Source organism: Paracoccus sp. NFXS7 (genome assembly GCF_040148865.1).
Lineage (GTDB): Bacteria > Pseudomonadota > Alphaproteobacteria > Rhodobacterales > Rhodobacteraceae > Paracoccus > Paracoccus marcusii.
The window spans coordinates 413,126-430,349 of sequence record NZ_JAKEKV010000002.1; the positions used below are offsets into that span (position 1 = coordinate 413,126).

Sequence of the window (17,224 nt, forward strand, 5' to 3'; positions counted from 1 at the left end):
AATGCGCTAGGCTGGCGGTGAAACCGATCGGAGGCCCCATGCTGCGCATTGCCCTTGCCCTGACGTTGGCCCTGTCGGGGCCTGCGCTGGCCACCCAGGAATACATCCTGCCCACCCTGTTCGACGTGGCGCGGGTCGAGGCCGACGACGTGCTGAACATCCGGGCCGAGCCGGATGCCTCCGCCCCGATCATCGGCTCGCTGGCCTTTGATGCGACCCGCATCGAGGTGGTCGAACAGCGCGCCGGCTGGTCGCGCGTGAACACCGGAGAGGGGTCGGGCTGGGTGTCGGACCGCTATCTGGATTACCGCGTCGACGTCTGGCAGGACGGCGCCCTGCCCACGGGGTTCCAGTGTTTCGGCACGGAACCGTTCTGGGCCGTCATCCCGCAGGGCGACAGCGTTGTGCTGGGCGGCCCCGACATGCCCGAGGACACGCGCCCCGTCCGGGCGGTGCTGTCCACCGGCATCTTTCGCGATCCGACCCGCGCGGTGGTGGCCGATGGGCTGACCCTGACCGCCATCCCGCAGCTGTGTTCCGACGGCATGTCCGACCGCCTGTTCGGGATGCGCGCGCATGTGGTGATCCACGGCGATGCCCCGCGGATGCTGTCGGGGTGCTGCTCGATTCAGCCCTGAAGGCCCAGCACGTCCATCATGTCGTACTGACCCGGACCCTTGTCCTGACCCCAGACCGCCGCGCGGATCGCGCCGCGGGCAAAGATCGCGCGGTCGGTCGCCAGGTGGCGAAGGACGATCCGTTCACCGTCGGCGGCAAAGATCACGTCATGTTCGCCCACCACGTCACCGCCGCGGATGGCGGAGAATCCGATGCTGCCCGGTGCGCGGGCCCCGGTGATGCCGTCGCGGGCGGGAACGCGCAGGTCGTCCAGCGGGGCGCCGCGTCCCTGGGCCGCGGCCTCTCCCAGCATCAGGGCGGTGCCCGACGGGGCGTCGACCTTGTGGCGGTGGTGGCTTTCGACCACCTCGATGTCCCAGTCCGTGCCCAGGGCGGCGGCGACCTTGCGGGTCAGCCCGACCAGCAGGTTCACGCCCAGGCTCATGTTGCCGGCGCGGATGATCGGCGCGTGGCGGGCGGCGGCCGCCAGCGCGTCCAGGTGCCGCTGTTCCAGCCCGGTGGTCCCGATGACGTGGACGGCGCGCGCCTGCGCGGTCAGTTCGGCGAACGCCACCGTCGCATCGGGGCTGGTGAAATCGATCACCGCCTGCGCCTGCGCGATGGCCGTCACCGCATCGTCGCTGACCGTGACGCCGGCCGCCGCGCCGCCCATCGCCGTGCCGATGTCCTGCCCGATCCAGTCGTGGCCCGCGCGGTCCAGCGCGCCGACCAGCCGCAGGTGGTCGCTGTCCAGGATCAGGCGGATCAGCATCCGGCCCATGCGGCCCGATGCGCCGGTCACCACGACGCCCGGCCGTTGCGGCTGATCGGTGTTCTGCAAATCGCTCATGGTCCACCCCTGTTGGCTTTGGGGCGTGATACAAGGTTGCGGCCCGCGCCGCGACCCCCTACATCGGGACGCATGGCACAGAACCGCAATTCCCAAGGTCAGGGCCCCAAGCAGCGCCAGCTGCGCGTGGGCGAACTGATCCGTCGCACCCTCGCCGACGTGCTTGCGCGCGCGGACGTGCACGACCCCGACCTGAACCGTCATTCCATCACCGTGGCCGAGGTGTCGATGTCGACCGACCTCAAGGTGGCGACGGCCTATGTGCTGCCGCTGGGCGGCCGCGACGCGCCCGAGGCGCTGGCCGCGCTGCGCCGCAACACGCCGGAACTGCGCCATCTGGTCGCCAAGGCCATGACGCTGAAATTCGCGCCCGAGCTGCGGTTCCAGCTGGACGAGACCTTCGACCGCATGGACGACACCCGCCGCCTGTTCGAGGACGAGCGCGTGCGCCGCGACGTCGCCGCCCCGGACCGGGACGACGATGACGCCTGATCTGCCGCGTCTGGCGGCGGCGGCGGTCGGAATGCTGGTCGCGATGGCGCTGCCGTCGGGGGCCGCGCAATGCGAACGCGTGGACCATGATGGCCAGGGCTATGTGCTGTGCCAGGTCGAGGCCGCGCAGGAACCCGCCCTGCGGCTGTTCCAGGACGGCCCCGACGGCGCGCCCTTGCGCAATTTCGCCAATGTCCGCCGCACGCTGGACGCGGGTCAGACGCTGTCGTTTGCCATGAATGCGGGCATGTTCCATGCCGATTACCGTCCAGTGGGTCTGCTGGTCGTCGACAGGGTCGAACTGTCGCCCATCGTCACCGGCGCCAGCCGCGACAATTTCGGGATGCTGCCCAACGGCGTCTTCTGTACCGGCGGCGCGCAACCCTTCCAGGTCATCGAAAGCGTCAGCTTTGCCGAGACGCGCCCCGACTGCCGACTGGCCAGCCAGTCCGGGCCGATGCTGGTCATCGACGGCGATCTGCATCCGCGGTTCCTGGCCGACAGCGACAGCCGCTATATCCGCAACGGGGTCGGCGTGTCGCCCGACGGGCAGACCGCATGGTTCGCGATCTCGAACAGGCCGGTGACGTTCCACGAATTCGGGCGGTTCTTCCGCGACGGGCTGGGCGTGCGCGATGCGCTGTATTTCGACGGCTCGATCTCGCGGCTTTATGCGCCGTCGGTGAACCGGGCCGATTTCGGGCGCAGCATGGGTCCGATCATCGGCCTGGTCGAGTGACCGGTTGACCCCTGCCCGCCGCGGGTCTATCCCCCGGCCCTTGTTTTTTCAGGAGTGATCATGGCGCGCAAGAAGGGCCGGGACATCAACGGCTGGCTGATCGTGGACAAGCCCGCGGGCGTCAATTCGACCGCCGTCGTGGCCAAGGTGCGTTGGGCGCTGGACGCCAAGAAGGCCGGTCATGCCGGCACGCTGGACCCCGACGCGACCGGCGTCCTGGCCGTCGCCCTGGGCGAGGCCACCAAGACCGTGCCGATCGTCACCGACGCGCTGAAATGCTATGACTTCGTGGTGAACTGGGGGTCCGAGACGACCACCGACGACGCGTCCGGCAGCGTGGTCCGCACCAGCGATGACCGCCCCACCGCCCCGCAGGTCGAGGCGGCGCTGGCGGGCTTTACCGGTGACATCATGCAGGTCCCGCCCGCCTTTTCCGCCGTCATGGTCGAGGGCGAGCGCGCCTATGACCTGGCCCGCGAGGGGGTCGAGATGGAGCTGGCCGCGCGCCCGCTGTGGGTCGACAGCCTGACCCTGCTGGAAGCCCAGGCCGACACCGCCCGCCTTGAAATGGTCTGCGGCAAGGGCGGCTATGTCCGCTCGATCGCGCGCGACCTGGGCCGGGCCTTGGGCTGTCTGGGCCATGTCGCGCATCTGCGCCGCACCTGGTCCGGCCCCTTCGAGGCCAGCGCCGGGGTGGCCTTCGATCGCGTCGACCGTGACGCGCTGGACTGGCTGGAAACGCAGATGCTGCCGTTGGAGACGGGCCTGGCCGACCTGCCCATGCTGCGCGCCACGACCGAAGGCGGCATCCGCATCCGCAACGGCAATCCCGGAGAAGTGACCGGCGGCGCCGAATGGGGCGAGCTGGTCTGGGTCCAGGACGCCAGGGGGCCGGTCTGCATCGGCCGTTATCAGGGCGGCATGGTTCAGCCCGACCGGGTGTTCAACCTGTGATGCCACCGGGGCGGTGGGCGCCCAGAAAGGGCCCCTCGCCCGCCGCGTCGATGCGGGCTATGGCGTCGCGGATCGGCTCGAACGTGACGCACATGGTCCAGGCGGTGGCGTGGATCATCAGATCCGCCGACACGGCCATCGCCACGTGGCCCGGCCAGAACAGCAGGTCGCCGCGCGCGATCGTGTCGGTCGGCGCGAACATCGCGCGCTGCAGGTCGCTGTCGCCGGGGCAGGCGATGTCGCAGGCGGTCAGCGCGGCCTGCACCAGCCCAGAACAGTCGATCCCCGCCCGGCTGTTTCCCCCCCACAGATAGGGTGTGCCCAGCAGGCTTTCCGCGACCGGAACCGGGTCGCCGGCCGGGCCGTCGGCCAGATGCTGGACCGGGACATGGCCGCCGGTCGCCAAGGTGGCAAAGCGCCCCTGGACCTGGGTGACCGACACCCGCGCGCCCAGGGACAGCGAAAACCGCTCGGGCCGCTTCATGTCGGGTTCCAGATAGACATGGGTGGCCGGCGCGGTGACGCGGTGGGTGATGGGCGGCAGGCTGCCGCTCAGCGCGGTGTCGGCGATCCAGCCGCAATAGCCGTCCAGCGCCGCGCGCACAAAGCTCATCCCCGCCTCGCGGTCGATCACCGTCACGTCGGCCCCGAAGTTCAGCTGCCGGTCGCGGCGGCCTTCGGGGGCGTCCAGCAGGTCGACCACCGGAATGATCACCCGTGCGGGCTGTCCCGGCACGAAGGACGGCCGGTCCAGGACGCCGCGCAGGCTGTCCAGGGCCACGCGGTCGGTGGCGGGCGTCAGACGGCGATCCATCAGCGCGCCAAAATCTGCGGCAGCGCGGCCAGGATCGCGCGCGCGCCCTGCCCGACGCCGCCCTTGGGGCGGCCCGGCGCGGCGGTGGGCTGCCAGCCATAGATGTCGAAATGCGCATAGCGTCCCGCGCCCTCGGCAAAGCGGCGCAGGAACAGGGCGGCGGTGATCGACCCGGCCATTCCGCCCGCGGGGGCGTTGTCCAGATCGGCGATGCCGGGTTCGATCAGCGATTCATACGCGTCCCAGAAGGGCATCCGCCAGACCGGGTCGCCGACCTGCATCCCGGCGGCCTGGATCGCGGTCGCGGTCGCGTCGTCGTCGCAGTAAAGCGGCGGCAGGTCGGGACCAAGCGCCACCCGCGCCGCCCCCGTCAGCGTCGCCAGAGAGATCATCAGGTCGGGGCTTTCCTCGGCCGCATAGGTCAGGGCGTCGGCCAGCACCAGGCGACCCTCGGCGTCGGTGTTGTTCACCTCGACCGACAGGCCCTTGCGGCTGGCCAGCACGTCGCCGGGGCGGAAGGCGTTGCCCGCGACGCTGTTCTCGACCGCCGGGATCAGCACCCGCAGGCGCAGGCCCGATGCCGCGCCGCTGCGCGCCAGCATCTTGAGCAGGCCAAGCGCGGTCGCGGCCCCGCCCATGTCCTTCTTCATCAGCCCCATCGAGGCGCCGGGTTTCAAGTTCAGCCCGCCGGTGTCAAAGCACACGCCCTTGCCGACGATGGTCAGCATCGGCCCCGCATCGCCAAGCCGGATGTCGATCAGTCGCGGCTCGCAGGCGGCGGCGCGGCCGACCGCGTGGATCAGGGGAAAGTTCTGCTTCAGCAGCTGGCCGCCGCAGATCACCTCGACCCGCGCGCCCAGATCGTTGGCAAGACCGCGCGCGGCGGCCTCCAGCTTGTCGGGGCCCAGATCGCTGGCAGGGGTGTTGATCAGGTCGCGGGTCAGGAATTCGCCCGCGGTGATGGCCAGCAGGCGGTCGGCGTCCACGCCTTCCGGGCAGACCAGCCGCGGCCCCTGGACCGGCGCGCCCTTGTAGCGGGTGAACCGGTACTGGCCCAGCAGCCAGCCAAGCGCCAACTGATCGGGGTCCAGACCCTGCGGGATGCCGGCCAGATGCCAGTCGCCCTTGGGCAGGGCATGGGCGCGGGCCAGGTGGAACCGGTCGCGGCCGGCCTGCGCGCGCTCGCCCAGGCCCATGATCGCGCCGCGCAGCCCGCCCGACGCATCGGGCAGCAGGCACAGCTGTCCCGCCTTGGCTGCGAACCCGCAGGCCTGGGGCCAGTCGCCCGCGTCCTGGGGCAGGGGGTCGCCGGTCCAGACCAGCCACAGCGGCAGGGTGGCATCAGAGGCGGGCGCGAATTCGGGGGTCATGGGCAGGTCCTTGGCAGTTCGGCGCACAGCCTACAGCACCGTGCCCCGACTGCAACCTCAGGCCAGAGCCGTCCGGTCCCAGATCGCCGTCAGCGACCGGTTGCCCACCCGCAGCAGGCGCGCGCGGATCGCGGCCAGCGCCGGCACGTCGCCGCGTTCGGCGGTGCTGCCCAGGTCCATCGCGACGCCCGCCAGCGACAGCAGGCCGATCTGCCAGGCCAAGCGCGACATGCGTTCGGCATGCGCCGCCGCCTGTGCCAGGTCCGCGTCGTCCAGCGCACCGTCCACCGCCGTCAGCGCCGCCGCCAGCTGTTCCAGCGCCAGGCCGATGACATGCTGGGCCGATGTCTCGCCCAGCTCGGCCACGATTTCCGCGACGCGGCGGCTGTCCACGCGGACCGCCTCTGATATGGCCAAAGCCGAAATTTGTGCCATCCGCACCTCCAGGGGATCTGTCCCCGCACGCGCCGACCATGCGGGGCAAGCGGTGAAGAAAGCCTTGAGGCGGGATCAAGAAAAGGCTCGAATTTGTCTCAATCCCGGCCTATCACCCCTGTCAGAAAGCGAGGTGCCAGATGAACGACCTGTCTCCGTTGCCGCAATATCTGGTCAAGCGTTTCCACGGCTGGAAGGCGACGTCCTATGCCGAGAACGCGGCCTGGTTCCGCCGGCTGGCGACCGAAGGACAGCGCCCGCGCGCGATGGTCATCTCCTGCTGCGACAGCCGCGTGCACGTGACCAGCATCTTCGGCGCCGATTCGGGCGAGTTCTTCATTCACCGCAACATCGCCAACCTGGTGCCGGCCTATGCGCCCGACGGGTTGCAGCACGGCACCTCGGCGGCGGTCGAATACGCCGTCACGGCGCTGAAGGTCGCGCATCTGATCGTGGTGGGCCACACCAATTGCGGCGGCGTCAAGGGATGCCACGCGATGTGTTCGGGCGCCGCGCCCGAACTGGAGGAGAAGACCAGCTTCGTCGGTCGCTGGATGGACATTCTGCGCCCCGGCTATGACCGCGTGAAGGACCTGCCCGAAGCCGAACAGGTCAACGCGCTGGAGCGCGAGGCCGTGCTGGTGTCGCTGGAGAACCTGATGACCTTCCCCTTCGTCCGCGCGGCGGTCGAGTCCGGGGAAATGTCGCTGCACGGTCTGCTGCACGACATCAGCGAAGGCACACTTTTGCAGGCCGATGACGGCGGCAGGCGGTGGGTGTCGATCTGACACCCGCCCGCCCGGCGCGTCTTCAGGCGTCGGGCCGCCAGCGGATGACCCGCCAGACATACAACGCGACAAAGCCCAGAACGATCGCCGTGGACAGCGGATCGATCAGGTGGCTGACGGCCTCATAGCCGTTTTCAAGGACATAGCCGGCGATGGCCAGCCCGCCCGTCCAGATGAAGCTGCCGATGGCGGTGAACAGCAGGAACCGCCCCACCGGCATCTGCGCCAGCCCCGCGGGGACCGAGATCAGCGTGCGGATCGTGGGCAGGAAGCGGCCGAAGAAGACCGCGGCCCCGCCATGCCGGGCGAACCAGCCCTCGGCCGAGGTCAGCTCGTTGGGCGTCAGCGTCAGCCAGCGGCCATAGCGGACCACGACGCGGCGCATCCGCGCCGGGCCGTAAGCCACCCCGATCACGTACCAGAACCACGCGCCCAGGGTCGATCCGACCCCGCCCGCCAGGATCGCCAGCCACAGGGGCGTGCCGCCGCGGGCGGCGTTGAACCCCGCCAGCGGCATGATCAGTTCCGACGGGATCGGCGGAAAGATGTTTTCCAGCAGCATCAGGGCAAAGATCGCCCAGGCTCCCCCGCTTTCCAGCAGGCCGGTGATCCATTCGAACAAGGATCAGCCCTTCTTCAGGATGCGGTTGCCCAGCAGTTCGGCGATCTGCACCGCGTTCAGCGCCGCACCCTTGCGTAGGTTGTCGCTGACGCACCACAGGTTCAGGCCGTTCTCGACCGTGCCGTCCTGGCGGATGCGGCTGACATAGGTGGCGTATTCCCCCACACATTCGACGGGGGTGATGTAGCCGCCGGGCTCGCGCTTGTCGATCACCATGACGCCGGGCGCCTCGCGCAGGATGTCGCGGGCCTCGTCCTCGTCCAGGAAATCCTCGAACTCGATGTTGATCGATTCCGAATGGCCGACGAAGACGGGGACCCGGACGCAGGTCGCGGTGACCTTGATCGACTTGTCCATGATCTTCTTGGTCTCGGCGACCATCTTCCATTCTTCCTTGGTCGCGCCGTCTTCCATGAAGACGTCGATCTGCGGGATCACGTTAAAGGCGATCTGCTTCTGGAACTTCTTGGGTTCCTTTTCCTGACCCGGCACGTACATGCCCTTGGTCTGGTCCCACAGCTCGTCCATGCCCTCCTTGCCCGCGCCGCTGACCGACTGGTAGGTCGAGACGACGACGCGCTTGATGCGGGCGCGATCATGCAGGGGCTTGAGCGCCACGACCATCTGCGCGGTCGAGCAGTTGGGGTTCGCGATGATGTTCTTTTTCGCATAGCCCTGAATCGCGTCGGGGTTCACCTCGGGCACGATCAGCGGCACGTCGGCGTCGTAGCGATAGAGCGAGGAGTTGTCGATCACCACGCAGCCGGCGGCCGCGGCCTTGGGGGCGTGGATCTTGGTCGCATCCGATCCGATGGCAAACAGCGCGATGTCCCAGCCGGTCCAGTCGAACTGCTCGATGTCCTTGATCTTCAAAGTCTTGTCGCCAAAGCTGACCTCGGTGCCCTGGCTGCGGCGGGACGCCAGCACGGCGATCTCGTCCACGGGGAACTGGCGTTCGTCCAGGATGTTCAGCATTTCGCGGCCCACATTGCCCGTGGCGCCGGCGACGACGACTTTGTAACCCATTTCGGGGGAGCTCCTTTTTCTGCGGTCGGGGGCATTTACCGCAAACGGCCGCGCAACGCCAGCGCGCGTTGCAGGTCCGCACCCGGCCGCGGGGTTCCGGCAACAGGTCGGGCGGCCCCGGCGATTGCCGCGAAACGCCGCAGGGACGGCTTGTGCGCGCCCGGCTGACCGGACGCGCACAAGCGGTTTTCAGAACCGCAGGCCCAGGCCCGCGCCGACGGTCGCCTGCGATCCGGCGTCATGGCCGATGCGGCTGTCCAGCGTCACCCAGGCATCGGCTTGGTCGGACAGGGCCGTTTGGGCCGACAGGCCGATGCGGGCAAAGTTGCGGTCCTGTCCATCCAGCGTCACGCGGCGGTCGTTGCCGGTGCTGTCCGTCACGCGGATGCGCGAGGGCGCGCCCTCGGCCAGGTCGTGGACCAGCGTGCCTTGCGCCGACAGCGTCACGTCGCGCCCGGCCACGGCCAGATCGGTGCCGACGCGACCGCCCAGCTGGACCTCCAGGCTTTCGATGGCCTGGCCTGCATAGGTGACCGCGCGGCGGTCGCCCGACCCTTCCGAAAAGCCGCCGATCCGGGTGCGGTTGTAATCCAGCCCCACGACCGGACCATAGGTCACGCCCGATGCCAGCGCATAGTCGCGCCCGGCCTGGACCCGCGCGCCCAGGGTATAGGCGTTGGTCGACCAGTCGAAATCCCGTTCGACGATGGTCGCGCCCAGGCCCGAGCGCAGCACGAAGTCGCGCGTGCCCTCAAGGTCCGACTTGCCCCAGCTGACCGCGCCGATCACCCAGTCGTCGTTCATCGCATAGGCCGCGTCCAGCGACAGCTGATAGCCGGTCGATTCCAGGTCGTCGCCGCTGCGCAGGTCGTCGCCGGTGCGTGCATAGGCCAGCTGGCCGCCCAGGGACAGGCCGGGGGCCACCTGGTACGACGCGCCTGCCCGCGCCATCAGCGCAGCCCCGCCGTCGCGCCCGAAGGTCGCGCTGCTGTCCGGCGTGGCCAGGCCCTGAACCGCGATCGAGGGCGTGATCTGGCCAAAGGGCGCATCCGCGCCCAGGCGGTCACGCGTCGCGCGCAGCGACAGGGCGGCCAGGTCAGCCTGCTGTCGGGTGGCCAGATCGGCGATCTGGGCCGCCGACAGGGCCGCGTCCTGGGACGACGCCACCAGGTCGGCGCCCGTCTCCTCGACCAGCAGGCGGGTCAGGATGCGGGCATAGTCGCGCATGCGCTGCTCGAACCGCTCAGGGCCCAAGGCCGCCAGCAGGAAGTCCCAGTTGTCCTCGGTCGGGTCATGCCAGGTCGAACCGCCGGGGATCAGCGGATTGTCGGTCTGGGTATAGCCGTCCAGATCGCCCAAGTCCCAGTTCGTCGCCTCCAGCCACAGGATCGGGATGCCGTAGCCTTCGAACACGGCGGCGTCGGAACAGCAGCCGGTGTTGATCGGATAGTCCGGGTTCCGTCCGGGGTTGCTGCGTAGATCGATGCCAAGCTCGTCCGCGATGGCGTGCGCGCGGGTCCACAGCGACAGCAGCGCCGGGTTCTCCAGGTACTCGGTCCCGGCATGGGCATACATGAAGTCGCCTGTGATCAGGCTGTCGATGTTGATCATCCCGGCCATGTCGTCGCGGCGGCCGCCTAGGGCGTCGACGTAATGGGCCGCCCCCTGCAGGCCGACCTCCTCGGCGCCGAAGGCCACGAACTCCAGGCCGACATCGGTGGACAACCCGGTCATGTGCGCCGCCAGTTCGGTCAGCACCCCCGCGCCCGAGGCATTGTCGTCGACCCCCTGCAGGTCGGGCGATGTTCCGGCGCTGTCGAAATGCGCCCCCACCACGATGAAGCGGTCGCTGGCGCCGGGCATCGACACGACCAGGTTTTGCGACGGGCCCAGCGTGGCGCCAGACCGGCTGGTGGCGGTGAAGTCCTGACGCACGACCGCGTTGCTGCCGAAGGACAGGCGGTCGCGCATGTATTGGGCCGCATTGAAGAAGGTCGTACCGCTGTCCGGCGCGCCCGTGAAGCGGCCCGGATAATTCAGCGCCAAGTCGCGCATCGTATCATAGCCATAGGCGCCGAAATCCTGCGCCAATGCCGGGGTGGCGCAGATCAGCGCCGTGGAGGCCAAGGCGGCCTTGATGGTTCTCATGGGGTTTCCCTGCCTGCTTTTTGGTGTCCCCCGCGCGGGGGAAGCCCACAGGATTGCACAGCGCGCAGCACGTGCAAGGCCGCCTCAACGGATCAGCGTCAGACGGTGGTCCTGGCGCAACAGATCGGCGACCCAGGCGCCCTCGGCCGCGAAATCATGCGGCACCTGCGCGGCATTGCGCCGTCCCGACAGCGACAGGCTGGCGAAGAAGTCGAAACCATAGAGCGTCAGCGATGCCAGATCACTGCGCAGGCACAGGTCGATCAGCATCGCGCCCGTCGTGGGCGGCGCGCCCAGCCGCCCGGCCAGCATGTCGATATCCGCCAGGGGGTGCAGGTAGAAGCCGGGGCTGGACGCGCTGTCCCAGTCCAACCGTTTGCGTTTGGGCGACATCCACAGGATGCGGCCGGGGTCCAGGCGCGCACGGTCCGCGTCCGGCAGGCGCGTGGCCAGTCCCAGCCAGTCGGTGCGCGTACCGTGGCTGGCAGGGCTGGGCATCGGCGCGCGGTTGATGCGGACGACCCTGTCGGCGGCATCGATCCGTGCCCCGTGGGCCTGATCGGCCAGCGCGCGGGCATTGCCGATCAGCGCGACATGGCGGCCCGACAGGTCGGCCAGCAGCGCGGATTGCGGGACCGACAGCGCGGCCAGGGGCGCGTCGCGGCGCATCAGGCGCGCCGTGGCAAAGGCCAGCCGGTTCACAGCAGCGACCGATAGATGTCGACGATGGCCCGCGCCTCGCCCTCGATGGCGTGGTTCGCGGTGACATGGGCGCGGGCGGCCTGACCCGCCGCGGCGCGGCCTGCGTCGTCGTCCAGCCAGCGGGCCAGCGCGGCGGTCAGGGCGGGGGCGTCATCTTTCGGGACCAGGCTGCCGGTCTGGCCGTCGCGGATCAGCGCCTCGTAGGCGCCGACGCGGGCGGCGACGGTGGGGACGGCGCAGGCGGCGGCCTCCAGCGGCGTCAGGCCGAAGCCCTCCCACCGGGCGGGGGCGGCAAAGAGATCTAGCGCCTGGTAATGCGCGATCACCTGGTCCCACGGCAGTTCCCCCAGGAAGCGGATGCGACCGTCCAGCCCGGCCGCCTTGATGCGCGCCTGCAGGTCATCGGCAAAAGCGCGGTTGTCGGGGGTGATGCGGCCGGTGAAGATGATCTGCACCCGCGGGCGCGAGGGCAGCAGTTCCAGCCCCGCCTGCACCAGCAGATCGACGCCCTTCTGCGCACGGATGCGGCCGAAGCAGCCGATCAGCACCGCGTCCGGGTCCAGGCCCAGCCGCGCGCGCAAAGCGGCACGGTCCGGGGCGGGGTGGAACACGTCCGTGTCGACCCCGTGCAGGATCACGGTCGCGGGACGTTCCAGATAGCTGGCCGCCTGGGGCGAGGTCGCGATCAGTGCGTCCTGTTGTCGGATCAGCCAGCGGGTGAAGCCGGTGTGCCGGCGCTGCGCGGCGGACGTGAACAGCAGGCGGTACCGGCGCCGCAGCAGGCGACGCAGGATCAGGCCCAGCGCCATCTCGGTGTTGCGGCGCGCGTGCCAGACCCGCCATCGGTCGCGGGGCAGGGTGGCCGCGCGCACCAGGGGAATGTGCGGGACATCCGCGGGCAGGCCGGGGCCGGTCGCGCGGATGTCGATCATCCGCGCTTGGACCGGGATCAGCCGCACCACCGTCGCCGTCACCCCGGACAGGCGACGTTTCAGGTTCGGTGCGACGATCAGCGGGTCAGTCATGGGCGGCGGCCTCGGGCGTCAGGAAATACAGCAGGAACCCGATCGCCAGCGGGATCAGGAAGAACAGCCACAGCATAGCGAAGGCCTGCGCGGGCGCATAGGCACCCTGTGCCGCGGCATAGACCGGGCGCGACGCGAACTGCATCACCCCGACCCCGCCGATGGAGATCATGTTGAGGAAGGTCATCCCGCGTCCCACCAGATGTGGTGGCAGGAACGATCGTCCATGCGCCATCAGCAAGGGATAAGCCGACCCGAAGAACCCGAGCACGACCAGCAGCGCGGTCACTGTGGGCAGGGGCAGGGCGGGGGCCTGCCACATCACCGCCAGCGTGACGATCATCACCGCGGAAAACAGCATCGTCGCACGGCGTGCGCTGCCCGCCAGGCGCGCGGCGGGTCCGACGGCAAAGCTGCCCGCGACCATGGCCAGCCCCATCGCCAGCGTGACGCGGCCGATCTGGGTCGCGTCGGCGCCATGCACCTGCTCCAGCCAGGGGGCGGCCCACAATCCGCGGATCGCCGCCGTCACCGCATAGTTCACGCCGAACAGCGGCACGATGAACCACAGCGCGCGCAGGCGCAGGATCTGACCGATCGAGCCCTGCGGATGCCCCGCGCCCAGCCGCGCCGGGTCGCGCACCGCCGCCAGGACCAGCGCGGCCACCATCAGCGTCACGGCCGCAAGACCCCACAGGGTCTGGCGCCACCCCGCGGCCTCGATCACCCAGACCAGGGGCGAGGCACCCAGGATGTTGCCCAGCGATCCGAACCCCACCAGCACCCCGGCCAGCATCCCGAAGGACGCGGGCGGGTATTCGCGCGCGAAGATGAAATACGGCCCCATCAGCGCCGGAGAGCAACCGATGCCCAGCGCGGTCATCGCCAGATGCAGGTGCCACGGCGCGTCTGCCGTCGCAAAGATCACCGCGCCTCCGGCCCCGCCCACCGCCATCAGCCACGCCACCGTGCGGCGCGGTCCGAACCGGTCCAGCGCCGCCCCCACTGGCAGCTGCATCAGCGCGAAGGCGATGAACCACAGCCCCGATGACAGGGCCAGATCGCCAGGGCCGGCACCGACCTGATCCTGCAGCACCGGGGCCAGCACGGCCAGAAAGGCCCGATAGAATTGCGACAGCATATAGGCCAGCACCAGGCTGACCAATCCGGCCTTGAGCATGAATTCGTTCCTCCGTTCCCCGGCGCCACGCTGGGCCAAGGACGCGGAAGCTGCAAGATGTGCAAATCACGCCGGGGGCGGCGGGGCGTTATTCGGCGGGGGCGGCTTCCGGGTCGGGGGCCGTGTCGCTGGTGCCCGCGGCGGCGGCCTTGGCGGCGGCGGCCTCGGCCAGGCCCGGCGTCACGGGCTGGGTGCTGCCGCCCATCCCCTCCAGCCGGGCGATCAGTTCGGGAACCTGCGGGCCAAGGCGGTCACAGGCATCCGCCTCCTCGACCACGGCAAAGGCCGGGCGGACATAGTCACGGTCATAGCTGACCGGGTCCAGCCCCAGCCGTTCGGTCAGCGCATCAGTGGTGCCGGCCATCAGCTGAAATTCCGGACCGCTGACATCGTGTTCGGGGCATTCCGCGGTGATCACGGTCATCTGCGCGACGTCGCGCGCCAGCGCCTGCGCCTCGTCGTCGGACAGCCCAGACACGTCCGGCAGCGGTACCACGACCCGGTCGCCCGGCACCCCGTCCGAGGTCTGCGCCAGGGCGGGTTGCGTCAGCGCCGCCGCGGCGGCGATCATCAGGACAGTCCAGCGGGTCATCGCATTCCTCATTCACAGGGCTGGTCGGGCGACAGGGTCGACCAGCAGCCCCCCGGGCGCAAGGCAAACTGTCGTGAGCGCCCGTTCCCCGCCGCGCTTGACCCTAGGGCGGGCGGCGTCTAACCCGAAGCCGCAGCCTGCGCTGTCGCGGCTGGCACCTGAAGGAGGGATCATGTCCGACCGCTATTCGCTTCTCATCCTGCCCGGCGACGGGATCGGCCCCGAAGTCATGGCCGAGGTGGTCAAGGTCATCGACTGGTTCCAGGCGAACCGCGGCATGACCTTCGACGTGACCCATGACCTGGTGGGCGGCGCGGCCTATGATGTGCATGGCGTGCCCCTGGCGGATGCGACAATGGCCAAGGCTCAGGCGGTTGATGCGGTCCTGCTGGGTGCGGTCGGCGGCCCGAAATACGACGTCCTGGATTTCAGCGTGAAACCCGAACGCGGCCTGCTGCGCCTGCGCAAGGAGATGGACCTGTTCGCCAACCTGCGTCCGGCGCAGTGCTTTGACGCGCTGGCCGACTTCAGCAGCCTGAAGCGCGAGGTCGTGGCCGGCCTGGACATCCTGATCGTGCGCGAGCTGACCTCAGGCGTCTATTTCGGCGAACCGCGCGGCATCCATTCCGACGACAACAATCCCGACAACGAGGGTGGCCGCGTCGGCATCAACACCCAGCGTTACACCAGCGGAGAGATCCGCCGCGTCGCCCGGTCCGCCTTCGAGCTGGCCCGCGCCCGCGGCAACAAGGTCTGTTCGATGGAAAAGGCCAACGTGATGGAATCGGGCATCCTTTGGCGCGAGGAGGTCCAGTGGGTGCATGACAACGAATACCCCGACGTGGCCCTGTCGCACATGTATGCCGACAACGGCGCGATGCAGCTGGTGCGCGCGCCGCGCCAGTTCGACGTGATCGTGACCGACAACCTGTTCGGCGACCTGCTGTCGGACGCGGCGGCGATGCTGACCGGCTCGCTGGGCATGCTGCCGTCCGCGTCGCTGGGCGCGGTGATGGCGAACGGCCGGCCCAAGGCGCTGTACGAACCGGTCCACGGATCGGCACCCGACATCGCGGGGCAGGGCAAGGCCAACCCGATCGCCTGCATCCTCTCCTTCGCCATGGCCCTGCGCTATTCCTTCGGCGAGGGTGCCGCGGCCGACGCGCTGGAGGCCGCGGTCGAGCGTGTGCTGGCCGACGGCCTGCGCACCGCCGACCTGATGGGGCCCGAAGGCGGCACCCCGATCAGCACGGCGCAGATGGGCGATGCCATCGTCGCCGCGCTGGAGGCCTGATTGGCCCTGACCGCCAATGTCAGAGGCGCATTGCTGCAGCTTGCGGCGATGGGCCTCTATGCCACGCATGACGTGGTGATCAAGTCGCTGGGTGCCATCTATCCGGCGATGCAGATCCTGTTCTTCGCATCGCTGCTGTCGTTCCCGCTGGTCAGCATCGTGCTGATGCGCGACCCCCAGCCCGGCACGCTGCGCCCGGCCAATCCGGGTTGGGTCATCCTGCGCACGTTGTGCGCCGTGGTGGCGGGGATGGCGGGGTTCTTCGCCTTCTCGACCCTGCCACTGACGCAGGTCTATGCGATCCTGTTCACGACGCCCCTGCTGATCACCATCCTGTCGATCCCGCTTCTGGGCGAGAGGGTGGGCTGGCACCGCTGGGCCGCCGTCATCGTCGGCCTGACCGGCGTGCTGATCGTGCTGCGCCCGGGCGGGCAAGAGATCCAGTTGGGCCACATCGCCGCGATGGCCGGCGCCACGGCCAGCGCGTTGGCCGCGGTAATCATCCGCCGCCTTGGCCGGGCCGAACGCCCGATGGTGCTGATGATGTGGCCGATGCTGGGCAACTTCTTCGCGACCGGCGCGGCGCTGTCGGTCAGCTATCAGCCGATGGAGCTGGTGCATCTGGCGATGACCGGCATCATCGCGGGGCTTGGCCTGATGGGCGGGTTCCTGGTCATCATGGCCTATCGCACCGGAGAGGCCGCGATCGTGGCGCCCATGCAGTATTCGCAGATCCTGTGGGCGACCGGCTATGGCTGGTTCCTGTTCGGAGAGGGCGTCGACCCCGCCACCCTGCTGGGCGCGGGGGTGATCATCGCCTCGGGCATCTACATCGTCTGGCGCGAAGGCCGCGGCGTCAGCGCCAATCGCCCCGCGACCAGCGCCCGCCTGCGCGCCGAGACGGTGACGGCGCCGAAATCGACGATCCTGCAAAGATTGTGGGCCCCCCGTCGCTGATGGGGGCTTGCATTCTCCGGATCGTCGCGCTACCTGCCCGTCCTACGGTCGGAGCGTAGCGCAGCCTGGTAGCGCACCTGCTTCGGGAGCAGGGGGTCGGAGGTTCGAATCCTCTCGCTCCGACCATTTCCCCGATGTTCTGTGGCACATAGTTCTGCCTTTTCTGTCAGGCAGTCTGCTTCTCAAGCTTTGCTACTTCATAAGAGCGGACGGTCAGCGCTCGGCGCAGCATCGACGCGAAGAGCCCAAAGCTGTCTTTGGCTTTATAAGCTATAGCTGCATCACATGTCGCGCTGCGAAATTGCGGAATACACATTGCTTCTGCTGTGGAAGGCGGCATGCTTTGGTGCATGGACACCACAATAGTTCTCATCATTGTAGCAGTCATCGTGTTCTTGGTAGGCACGGTGATCGCCAATGGGCTCCTCTTTCGAGAGCATTATGCGGATTATGCAAAATCGCAGCAGGCAAAAGGCAAGCGCACGTCCAAGCTAGGGTCAGGACCCATTGATCCTGCGCGTTCGGCATGATTCAGGCTCCTCAAGGAGACCTGATCGATGAGCAACCTTTTCTGGCTGACCGACGCGCAGATGGCGCGGCTCCAGCCCTTCTTCCCCA

The 17,224-nt window shown here is 69.0% G+C and carries 19 protein-coding genes and 1 tRNA gene; 8 read left to right on the plus strand and 12 right to left on the minus strand.

Annotation, left to right across the window (positions count from 1 at the left end; genetic code table 11):
• Positions 1-38 precede the first annotated feature (38 nt).
• Positions 39-638 (plus strand): COG3650 family protein, encoded by a 600-nt coding sequence (locus tag LZ686_RS06720; protein ID WP_349547337.1) that lies wholly within the window; start codon positions 39-41, stop codon positions 636-638.
• Here the strand turns inward: LZ686_RS06720 and dapB are convergent.
• Positions 629-1,468, minus strand: a complete 840-nt coding sequence (gene dapB / locus LZ686_RS06725) for a 4-hydroxy-tetrahydrodipicolinate reductase (RefSeq protein WP_349547338.1) — start codon at positions 1,466-1,468, stop codon at positions 629-631. The two genes, LZ686_RS06720 and dapB, sit on opposite strands and share 10 nt — an antisense overlap.
• A gap of 72 nt (positions 1,469-1,540) precedes the next feature.
• On the opposite strand from dapB, the gene rbfA reads away from it, so the two are divergent.
• From rbfA to truB, 3 genes are read left to right on the plus strand one after another with little or no spacing between them, the layout of a single operon-like run.
• Entirely contained in the window at positions 1,541-1,960 is a 420-nt protein-coding gene (gene rbfA, locus LZ686_RS06730) for a 30S ribosome-binding factor RbfA (protein ID WP_045981949.1), read from the plus strand.
• Positions 1,950-2,699 (plus strand): phosphodiester glycosidase family protein, encoded by a 750-nt coding sequence (locus LZ686_RS06735; RefSeq protein ID WP_502921988.1) that lies wholly within the window; start codon positions 1,950-1,952, stop codon positions 2,697-2,699. The genes rbfA and LZ686_RS06735 overlap by 11 nt, the downstream gene beginning before the upstream one ends.
• Before the next feature lie 60 nt (positions 2,700-2,759).
• Positions 2,760-3,653: a tRNA pseudouridine(55) synthase TruB gene (gene truB, locus LZ686_RS06740; protein ID WP_349547339.1), complete on the plus strand. Its 894-nt coding sequence runs from the start codon at positions 2,760-2,762 to the stop codon at positions 3,651-3,653.
• Here truB and LZ686_RS06745 read toward each other — a convergent pair.
• Genes LZ686_RS06745 through LZ686_RS06755 form a run of 3 tightly spaced genes read right to left on the minus strand, consistent with a single transcriptional unit; the run spans position 3,643 to position 6,272 of the window.
• Positions 3,643-4,467 carry a C40 family peptidase gene (locus LZ686_RS06745; protein WP_349547340.1) on the minus strand — a complete coding sequence of 275 codons (825 nt, stop codon included), beginning with the start codon at positions 4,465-4,467 and terminating at the stop codon, positions 3,643-3,645. The genes truB and LZ686_RS06745 overlap by 11 nt on opposite strands.
• Complete coding sequence (locus tag LZ686_RS06750) at positions 4,467-5,837, minus strand: leucyl aminopeptidase family protein (protein WP_349547341.1); 1,371 nt, start codon at positions 5,835-5,837, stop codon at positions 4,467-4,469. Before LZ686_RS06750 ends, LZ686_RS06745 begins: the two co-directional genes overlap by 1 nt.
• 57 nt (positions 5,838-5,894) lie before the next feature.
• Positions 5,895-6,272: a hypothetical protein gene (locus LZ686_RS06755; RefSeq protein WP_045981954.1), complete on the minus strand. Its 378-nt coding sequence runs from the start codon at positions 6,270-6,272 to the stop codon at positions 5,895-5,897.
• 140 nt (positions 6,273-6,412) lie between these two features.
• Here LZ686_RS06755 and LZ686_RS06760 point away from each other — a divergent pair, with 140 nt between their 5' ends.
• Complete coding sequence (locus LZ686_RS06760; protein ID WP_046000489.1) at positions 6,413-7,060, plus strand: carbonic anhydrase; 648 nt, start codon at positions 6,413-6,415, stop codon at positions 7,058-7,060.
• 22 nt (positions 7,061-7,082) lie between these two features.
• Here LZ686_RS06760 and LZ686_RS06765 read toward each other — a convergent pair whose 3' ends face one another.
• The 7 genes from LZ686_RS06765 to LZ686_RS06795 all read right to left on the minus strand — a co-directional run bounded on the left by LZ686_RS06765 (position 7,083) and on the right by LZ686_RS06795 (position 14,355).
• The gene (locus LZ686_RS06765; RefSeq protein WP_045981956.1) at positions 7,083-7,682 is read right to left on the minus strand and encodes a DedA family protein; all 600 of its coding nucleotides are present in this window, start codon (positions 7,680-7,682) and stop codon (positions 7,083-7,085) included.
• A gap of 3 nt (positions 7,683-7,685) precedes the next feature.
• The gene (locus tag LZ686_RS06770) at positions 7,686-8,708 is read right to left on the minus strand and encodes an aspartate-semialdehyde dehydrogenase (RefSeq protein ID WP_045981957.1); all 1,023 of its coding nucleotides are present in this window, start codon (positions 8,706-8,708) and stop codon (positions 7,686-7,688) included.
• A gap of 189 nt (positions 8,709-8,897) precedes the next feature.
• A complete protein-coding gene (locus LZ686_RS06775) occupies positions 8,898-10,856 on the minus strand; it encodes a M28 family peptidase (RefSeq protein ID WP_349547342.1) in 1,959 nt (652 codons plus the stop codon).
• Positions 10,857-10,940: 84 nt separating this feature from the next.
• Positions 10,941-11,558 carry a glycosyltransferase family 29 protein gene (locus LZ686_RS06780; protein ID WP_127897505.1) on the minus strand — a complete coding sequence of 206 codons (618 nt, stop codon included), beginning with the start codon at positions 11,556-11,558 and terminating at the stop codon, positions 10,941-10,943.
• Positions 11,555-12,583 (minus strand): glycosyltransferase family 4 protein, encoded by a 1,029-nt coding sequence (locus LZ686_RS06785; protein ID WP_349547343.1) that lies wholly within the window; start codon positions 12,581-12,583, stop codon positions 11,555-11,557. Before LZ686_RS06785 ends, LZ686_RS06780 begins: the two co-directional genes overlap by 4 nt.
• Entirely contained in the window at positions 12,576-13,763 is a 1,188-nt protein-coding gene (locus LZ686_RS06790) for an MFS transporter (protein WP_349547344.1), read from the minus strand. Before LZ686_RS06790 ends, LZ686_RS06785 begins: the two co-directional genes overlap by 8 nt.
• An 88-nt stretch (positions 13,764-13,851) precedes the next feature.
• A complete protein-coding gene (locus tag LZ686_RS06795; protein ID WP_187427291.1) occupies positions 13,852-14,355 on the minus strand; it encodes a hypothetical protein in 504 nt (167 codons plus the stop codon).
• A gap of 172 nt (positions 14,356-14,527) precedes the next feature.
• Between LZ686_RS06795 and leuB the strand changes: the two genes are divergently transcribed.
• The 3 genes from leuB (at position 14,528) to LZ686_RS06810 (ending at position 16,732) form a co-directional block, all read left to right on the plus strand.
• Positions 14,528-15,649, plus strand: coding sequence for a 3-isopropylmalate dehydrogenase (gene leuB, locus LZ686_RS06800; RefSeq protein ID WP_295165613.1), 1,122 nt, complete (start codon positions 14,528-14,530; stop codon positions 15,647-15,649).
• Positions 15,650-15,655: 6 nt separating this feature from the next.
• Positions 15,656-16,606 (plus strand): DMT family transporter, encoded by a 951-nt coding sequence (locus tag LZ686_RS06805; RefSeq protein WP_084693835.1) that lies wholly within the window; start codon positions 15,656-15,658, stop codon positions 16,604-16,606.
• A 49-nt stretch (positions 16,607-16,655) separates the two neighbouring features.
• A tRNA-Pro gene (locus tag LZ686_RS06810) sits at positions 16,656-16,732 on the plus strand.
• 40 nt (positions 16,733-16,772) lie between these two features.
• Here LZ686_RS06810 and LZ686_RS06815 read toward each other — a convergent pair.
• The gene (locus tag LZ686_RS06815) at positions 16,773-17,024 is read right to left on the minus strand and encodes a hypothetical protein (protein WP_349547345.1); all 252 of its coding nucleotides are present in this window, start codon (positions 17,022-17,024) and stop codon (positions 16,773-16,775) included.
• Positions 17,025-17,224: the final 200 nt, after the last annotated feature.